Genomic DNA, 7313 nt, shown 5'->3' with positions numbered 1-7313 from the left:
GCGTTGGGGCTGTCCGCGAACAGCACGGGCGGCAGCGGCCACGGCAGTGTGAGGCTCGGCGCCGACGGCGTCGCGTGCACGATTGCGTTCACGATGTGTCTCCTGTGTGAGAACGGTGATTGCGGCTGGTTGGACCTTCAGCCACGTCGCCCGGCCCCGGTCCTGTCAGCTGTCCGGCCACTGCCTCGACCCGGCGCACCGCGCCCGGCAGCGAGTCCGAGGGACGGGGCGGGAATGAACGGGGCCGCGGGTACCGACACCGTCGCGACTTCGGGATCTGGACCGGTGGCGTCGGCGAGTGCCGGCGAGCTGACAGCGGGCTGGCTCGAACCGCTCAGCCCCGGTGTCCGAGTGGAGGGGCTGGAACAACGGACGGGCCGCCAGCTGAGGTTCCCGGCACGGGATGGGCGGCCCGCCGGTTCAGACATCGTCATTAACCCGAACGAATGGATGTGAAGCAACGGTATTGACGAACAGTCACCCGAAAGGCCCAGCGCTACGAGATGTCCGGCGTACGCCCATCGCGGATGCCGGCCCCTCCGGCGTGGTAGGACGAAGCGTCGAGGCGCCGGCCGCTCGCATCGCGGTCCGACGCGGTGCGCTGGTCTCCTGCGAGACGCACTCACCCGGCTCGCACGGGCCCGGGACGAGCGGCTGAGCCGTCCGGGCTGCCGGCGCCACGGTGCCCGGAGCCACCGCCCCGGAGATCGCTTGGCTTCGGGCTGCGCAAACACGGCACGGCGTCCTCGCGAGGATGACGGGGCTTCAGCAGGTCTGGCGCAGGTAGCCGGGGTCGCCCGGCGCGACGACGTCGAGGTCGCGGCGCACGATGCTGATGCGAGCCCCCGACGTCGTGCACGCCGTCTGGAGGCCCTGCTCGTCGTACTCGACGTCGAATACGCTGTCGCCGAACGCGTCGGTGTAACGGTTGCACTCGCCGTAGGTGCCGCACTGTTCCACCACCGCGAAGTCGAGGCCCAGTTGCCGCCGGTCGGGGGCCAGCTCCGCCGCGTTCTTCTGGGCGATGGCAAGGCCTTGCCCGTGGGCGTGTGTGACGAGTAGGGACTGGTACGCCTCGGCGTCGGCCGCTCCCAGCAGTCCGGCCGACCGTGTGTAGCTGTCGTAGTTGTCCGGCTCGACGGCGTCGAAGCCCTTGGTGGCGCACTCTTCGATCCAGCCGTCCACCTTCAGAGCGATCCGCTGACGCTTGACGTCCGTGCTGATGTCCAGCAGCGCCTCGTTCCAGGTGGTGTCGTGGACGACATTGCCGGCCTGGTCCCGGAGCAGCAGGTCCGGGTCCCATTCCTGCTCTGCGTCCGGCTGGGCCTGGAAGCCGTTGACGTAGCAGATGTTGTAGATCCCCGGAGCCGGGGACGCCTCGTGGTCGCGGCTGACGACGGACACACCGGCGGGCGGCTGGTACGGCCCGCCGATCTGGTAGTCGAACCCGGCGTGCACGGGAGGCAACGTCACGGCCGGTGCGGCCGTCGCCGATGCCGATGTTCCCCCGGAGGCGGGAGGCGAGGTCGTCACCGCCGGTTCCGCAGTTCCGCCGGAGGAACTGCACGAAGAGACCGCGAGAACGGCTGCCGCCGAGAGCGTCAGTGTTGCGGCGATCCTGACCCCCGACCTGCGGGATCGACCATGGTCAGCGGGCATCATCGAACTCCAGGAGGCGGAAGCGGCGGGGTGATCGCGTCGTCGGGGTCGGCGGACAGCAGCATGTGGTTGTCGGCAGCGTCGGAGACCGGGCGTGATCGGTGACGGCGGCCAAGGGCGTGGCCGCCGTCGAGGTGCGCCGGGCCGCGGACGGCGGGCTCGGTGGGTCAGGCCATGCAGCCGGGGACCGCGGTGGGGCTGCCGTAGCAGTTGGTCGGGTTGTTGGCGAGCACGGCGGTGAAGTTGAGCGTGACGCCGCCGCCGTCGTTGTAGACGCCTCCGGGGGCGTTGGTCGCGATGTTGCTGACGACCTTGCTCCGGGTGAGCGTGGTGGTGGCGCCGGCACCGCCGAAGTTGGCGATTCCGCCGCCCGCGCCCGCGGGCCCGGATGCCGAGTTGTCGAAGACGGAGCTTTGCGAGACGTTCAGCGTAGCGTCGTTGGCCACTCCGCCGCCCAGGTCGAGCGCGTTGTTGTTGACGACAACGCTCTTGTCGATGGTCATGTCGCCGTCGTTGCCCAGACCGCCACCCTGGTGGAGCGCGCTGTTGCCACTGATGAGGCTGTCGTCGACGCTCGTGGTGGACCCGGTGTTGCCGCCGATCCCGCCGGCGAAGTCGGCGTGGTTGTCACGGATGAGGCTGCACCTGACAGTGAGGACTCCGTCGTTGCGGATGCCGCCCCCGAAGTCTCCCGTCGCGTCACCATTGGTGATGACGGCCTCGCGAAGGTCCAGGTTTCCCGTCGAGTCGACCGTGAGGATGCGGAAGGCCGGCGCGGCCGGGTCACGGGTGATGGTGGCGCCGTCACCCTCGATGGTGATCGTGTTCTGGATGGACGGCAGAGGGGTGGTCAGGGTGTAGACGCAGCCCGGGGCCAGGGCGAGCGTGCCGCCGGAGGTGTTGGCGTCGGTGATGGCGCTCGCCAGCGCGTCGGTGGTGCACGGGACGAACGTCTGCGCGGCTGCCGGGGTGGCGGCCACGCCGGTGGCCATGAGGGCGGCCGCCCCGAGAGCGCCCAGCGTGCGGATCGCCAGCTTGCTGTGGTTCATTGCTTCTCCCTGGTGTCGAATGGATCGTTCACGGGGCCGCGTGCGGCGTGTCCGGGAACGGGTCGAGGGTGTGCTGGGACCGGGCCCGTGGTGGCTTGAGCCCTCTGGTGTGGTCCGGTCCCACCTGTTCGGGCATCCGGCCTGGGACTGTTGGGGGCACAGGATTGACCGTCCGTGTGGCAGCCGGACGGTGCGGCGGTCACCGGAATCGGTGGGGTACCACGGCCTCGTCGAGGTTCTCGTCGGGCCGGTTCCGACTGCCCGATCCGTCCGGCGGCCACCCGTGGGTGCCCGTCTACGCAGGAGTGCGGTGGGTGTGGGCGCTGGGGACGTGCGTGGTGCCTGTGGTGGTGCTGGTCAGGTCTGCGGGACCCGGGATCAGGGCGGGCGCGGTGAGGGAGACGCCAGTGCGACGACAGGGCCCCCGGCACCGCCCGCGGTGGGTCCTCGGTTCGGGCTGACGGCCTGCGGGTCGGGCTGACGCTCACCGTGTTCGCGCCGTTGTCACGCACGTGGAGGAGAGAGAGCGTTGGGGGTGAATGCCCACCATGCTCGGGGCGGTGTCGATCCCGTTCACGCAGCCGCGGCCGCGTGGTTCGCCCCATGGGCGCGGTTGCCGTTCGGGGTGACCACGATGCGGGTGGGCCCGCCCCGACCGGCACGGTCGCGTCCGTCGCCGCCGACCTTGCTGTCAGGCAGTCAGTCGCCGAGGTCATGACGTCCCCTCCGGTAACGGGGACCGCCGACTCCAAAGGCCGCCGCGTTCACGACAGCTGACATGACGTTGGCTCCTTACCGGGGGCGCCCGACGGCCGTCGGACCGGGGAGCACATGTCTCCGGAGGTCCCACGCGTTCCCCCGGCAAGGGATGGGCGACCCGCCGGGTGTCATCGCCACGAGTAACTCACGGGGCTACAGCATGCAGCCATCAGAAGGTCTGCTTCTCACTCGGACGGCCGAGCGCGTTCCACCCGGAAACGATCCCGCACGTCGTCGAACACGTCGCAGTGGAGCGAGATCTCCGTCCTCTGGTCGGAACAGTGCAGATGGTCACCTGACCGCACTCGATAGGGCATCGCCGGAAATATTATATCCAAGATGACCTGTTCGGGTGAATTAAGGAATTCACCGGTGACATCCGCGCGCATCATTGACACTATCGAAAATAAGTACCTGCGGGATAGGAGCCCGCGGAAATCACGCCCCAGCGGAGGTTCGTCATGACCAACTGCCCAGCTGTCGACGCCCGGGCCGCTCTCGCCTTTCTTGAGAGGAGCGAACTGATAAACATGAACACCACTCTGGAACAGTTGGTCAGTGCGACCACCACGCTCGGAGAAATCTCCGGCTATGTGCTGGCCTGGGACAAGTACGTGCTCGTCGTCCCGTCCGTGACCGAGGAGGCCGCGCAGGCCTAGCTCCGGATCGCGCCGTACGGGGGCATCTGCGTCAGGCAGAACGCGAGAACGGGTGGCATCGACTCATCAGGGGGCGGCTGTGGCCGACATGTGGCGCATGGTGGAACACGGAGCGGTCTCCTGGCTGGCCGCACACCGCACCCGTTTCGACCCCGACACCGCCGACGAGGGGCGCGTGCTGTTCGTCCGCAAGGCGCTCGTCGAGGTCGCGTTGCTGGTCGGACTGCGCGCCCGGGCGGAATCCGGATCCTTCGACGACGCCGACTATCAGCTGCTGTCCGACCAGGTCACCGCGGTGGCAGCGCGAGCTTCGTACCGTGAGCTCGTCGCACGCGACGAGCGGGCCCTGCTCCTGTACGCGGGCACCTACGCGTCACAGCGGTTGTGCGGGCGACCCGACCGCGAATTCGAGCACCTCATCGGCCAAGTGGTCTCCGGGCGCTACGCCACCTGTTTCGAGCGCGTTCCCTTTCGGCAGCTGGATCTGCTGCACACGCTGGAGTTGGCCGGAATCGATCACGCAGTACCGGCGGCCGACGCTGTCCTGCCTTCCTCCCTGCTCTGCGCGGATCCATCCGTGCTGAAGCTGAGCGATGGCGATGTCTACGCGATCACGCACACCGTGTTCTACGCCACCGATTTCGGTCGGCGTATCCCCCGGTGGCCCACCGGATTCGGTCTGCCGCAGGCCGTGGAGCTGCTGGAGGCACTCAGCCTTCTGTACCGCCGGAGGGAGAACGCCGACCTCGTCGCCGAACTGCTCTGCTGCCTGCTGTGCCTGGGGATCCGGGACTCACGCGAGACGGAACGGGCATGGGCGTTCCTCGCCGATGCACAGGAACCCAGCGGGCGGGTCGTCGGGCCGGACGGCGTCCTCCCGCTGGAACTCGAGAACGGCGATCCGGAGTACCGTGCCTGGGCCACCGGCTACCACACCACGATCGTCGCAGCGCTGGCCGGCCACCTCGCCCGCGACGCAGCCGTGATCCGGCGGCCACGCCCCTCACCTCCCCGGTCCGTCGGCAAGGGACGGCTGGAAGCCGCGATCCGGCGTGCCATCGCCTGGCTGACCGACGACGCCCTCGAAGCGCCCTTCGACGGTGTGGTCGCGGCAGCGGGCGCGGCTTCGCGCGCCGCGCGCTCCGTGGGGGAGCCGCAACTCGCCGCCCGGACGCTCACCCGTCTCGTGCAACATGCCGACGGTGCCCCCGCCCAGCCGGTGGCCTGGGGGCAGCAGGGCGTCGACGCGGTTGCCGAGTGCGCGCGAGGCCTGGCGGCCTGCGGGCTGGCCTGCGACTCCCTCGACCGGTTCCTGACGGACACGGCAGGAACACTCACCCGACTCGCCGCCGTTCCCGCGACCGCCGCTGGCGGAGTCAGGCGACTGCAGGACCTGGGCCGACTCACCGCGCGGCAGGCGGACTCTCTCCTCGCCTCCGCGGACCCCGCCGGCCTGCTGGCCGAGAACCGTGCGCCCGCGATCACTGCCGTGGCCTTGGCACAGTACGCCGACGGCCAACCGCTTCGCCTCGGCGGCGACGCCTTCGCCCGGCGTCCCGTCGCGGAGCGGTTCGTGGCTGCACTGCCGGCCGCTTGCCGGAGTTACCGGCTCGAAGAGGTCGCCGCGCTCCTTCAAGGGCTGGGGGTGCTCGGCTGGGCCGATCACCGGATCACCCGCGACGGGGTCGATTTCCTGCTCCGCCAGCAGCACCCCACCGGCGCCTTCGGTTACCCGGCGCGCGACGACCACCAGGAGCGGGCGACGGCGCAACGCATCTGGACCCGGAGTTGTGTCGTCGCCCTTTCATGTCTGCACGAGCTGTACGACGAGTACGACAAGTGCGACGAGTGAACACCTCACCGCTTGCGGGCGGCTCGGCGGCCGTCAGTCCACTGCCGCCGGTGCGGACGCGGTACCGGAACCGACCCCGCGCACGGTACGCCCATGCGCCGGCGATGCTCTCCACCAGGAGCAGCCCGCGTCCGCCTTCTTGACAGGCGGTTGCCCGGTGCGGCCGGGGAGCGCTCGTGGAGCGGTCCCGAACGCTGATCGCGAGCCACCGCTGATCGAGCGCGATCGTCACCCTGACCGGCTGCTCGCTCTCGGTGTGACTGATCGTGTTCGCTCGCTAGGGGATTGGACAGGCCGTCGCGGGTCATGCCGTGCGACAGCACCTGGCCGTAGGTGTACGTGCCGCGCTGCTCGGCGCGGCTGCGGCTCTCCAGCGCCAGGGTGACCGAGCCTTCTCCGTGGTTCACGCAGTCGGCCCGCCGGTCGTACGGCCTCATGACCCGGTCGAGGGCCGGGAGCAGTTCGGGCATGCCGTCCACGCGGATGGAGTCGTAGGTGCGCTGGGCTCCGTGCAGCAGGCGCCGCGGGGAATCTTCAATCGATACTCAATGCTTCCCGATCACTTCATGGATCTCGGAAATTTCACCCTGGCTGCCCTTGGGAAAGATGGGCGGGCAGTGGGGCGTGGTACTCGCCTCACGCATTCGATACTGCTCAGGAATTCTTCGGTGAGGATCAGGCATCCGGCTGGCGGGGCGCATCATGAATACCCATGGGAAGGCGCGTTGACCCAGGAATCGCCACAGCGCATCAAGTGCGCCAGGGGTCCCTCGCGTCGCAGTCCCCCGATCACGGAATGCCATGGAAGCCATGATTTCACCCCCAACAAGGCCCGGCCGGGTCCCGCTTCCACGAATAAGTACGACGACTTCGCCATGCTCTCACCGTTGCGCCATTACAAGGATATAGTTGCAGGTCAGAGGGCCAAATGAGCCGGTTTCCGCATGCTCCTCCTCCTAGTTTCCGAGCGCTTCACCGTGATTCACGGTTGATCTTCGCGAACTCCTCGACAGCCTTCCGGGAAGGCGCTCGCTCGCGCTCACCTAAAATGCCCAGCGGCAAGTCTTCTGGCGCGACCGGTTCCCTCCTGTGAAGTGTCGAAGAGAGTGTGCGCCCCTGATGGGGAGCTTGCTCCCGCCTTCGGCGAATTCCCTATTGCCACCTGATGGCGGCCGAACCTACCGTGAGGGAATACGCCTCGTCGACTTGGCCACCAATGGCCTTGTCCGGCGTTCGGAAATCGGAAAAGAGGAATCCTATGTCCCCGATTCTCCTCGCACTCGTCCCCTCGCAGGGTCCGACGACCGGGGGTAACCCCGTGCTCCTGGTCGGCAC

General features: G+C 68.7%; 4 protein-coding genes and 1 pseudogene. 2 read left to right on the top strand and 3 right to left on the bottom strand.

All coding sequences use genetic code 11. From position 1 onward, the window contains the following. Positions 1 to 765: 765 nt before the first annotated feature. Together ACH4J0_RS42420 and ACH4J0_RS42415 are read right to left on the bottom strand one after the other, a co-directional pair. On the bottom strand, positions 766 to 1659 hold the full coding sequence (locus ACH4J0_RS42420) for an endo alpha-1,4 polygalactosaminidase (protein WP_396246533.1): 894 nt from the start codon (positions 1657 to 1659) through the stop codon (positions 766 to 768). Between the two features lie 167 nt (positions 1660 to 1826). Next, the gene (locus ACH4J0_RS42415) at positions 1827 to 2708 is read right to left on the bottom strand and encodes a hypothetical protein (protein WP_396246532.1); all 882 of its coding nucleotides are present in this window, start codon (positions 2706 to 2708) and stop codon (positions 1827 to 1829) included. Positions 2709 to 3997: 1289 nt separating this feature from the next. Here ACH4J0_RS42415 and ACH4J0_RS42410 point away from each other — a divergent pair. After that, the gene (locus ACH4J0_RS42410) at positions 3998 to 4126 is read left to right on the top strand and encodes a hypothetical protein (RefSeq protein ID WP_396246531.1); all 129 of its coding nucleotides are present in this window, start codon (positions 3998 to 4000) and stop codon (positions 4124 to 4126) included. Positions 4127 to 4214: 88 nt separating this feature from the next. After that, on the top strand, positions 4215 to 5978 hold the full coding sequence (locus tag ACH4J0_RS42405; RefSeq protein WP_396246534.1) for a DUF6895 family protein: 1764 nt from the start codon (positions 4215 to 4217) through the stop codon (positions 5976 to 5978). 136 nt (positions 5979 to 6114) lie between these two features. Here the strand turns inward: ACH4J0_RS42405 and ACH4J0_RS42400 are convergent. Continuing rightward, positions 6115 to 6210: pseudogene (locus tag ACH4J0_RS42400) on the bottom strand (hypothetical protein); the annotation flags it as partial. Positions 6211 to 7313: the final 1103 nt, after the last annotated feature.

Origin of the sequence: Kitasatospora sp. NPDC017646 (genome assembly GCF_044329365.1) — a bacterium.
Taxonomy (GTDB): domain Bacteria; phylum Actinomycetota; class Actinomycetes; order Streptomycetales; family Streptomycetaceae; genus Kitasatospora.
This window is presented reverse-complemented; position numbering and strand designations above follow the sequence as displayed.

Bases quoted from the DNA above. Each gene is read 5' to 3' on its own strand.
- ACH4J0_RS42405 (WP_396246534.1), top strand. From the start codon at position 4,215: ATGTGGCGCATGGTGGAACACGGAGCGGTCTCCTGGCTGGCCGCACAC.
- ACH4J0_RS42410 (WP_396246531.1), top strand. From the start codon at position 3,998: ATGAACACCACTCTGGAACAGTTGGTCAGTGCGACCACCACGCTCGGA.
- ACH4J0_RS42415 (WP_396246532.1), bottom strand. From the start codon at position 2,708: ATGAACCACAGCAAGCTGGCGATCCGCACGCTGGGCGCTCTCGGGGCG.
- ACH4J0_RS42420 (WP_396246533.1), bottom strand. From the start codon at position 1,659: ATGCCCGCTGACCATGGTCGATCCCGCAGGTCGGGGGTCAGGATCGCC.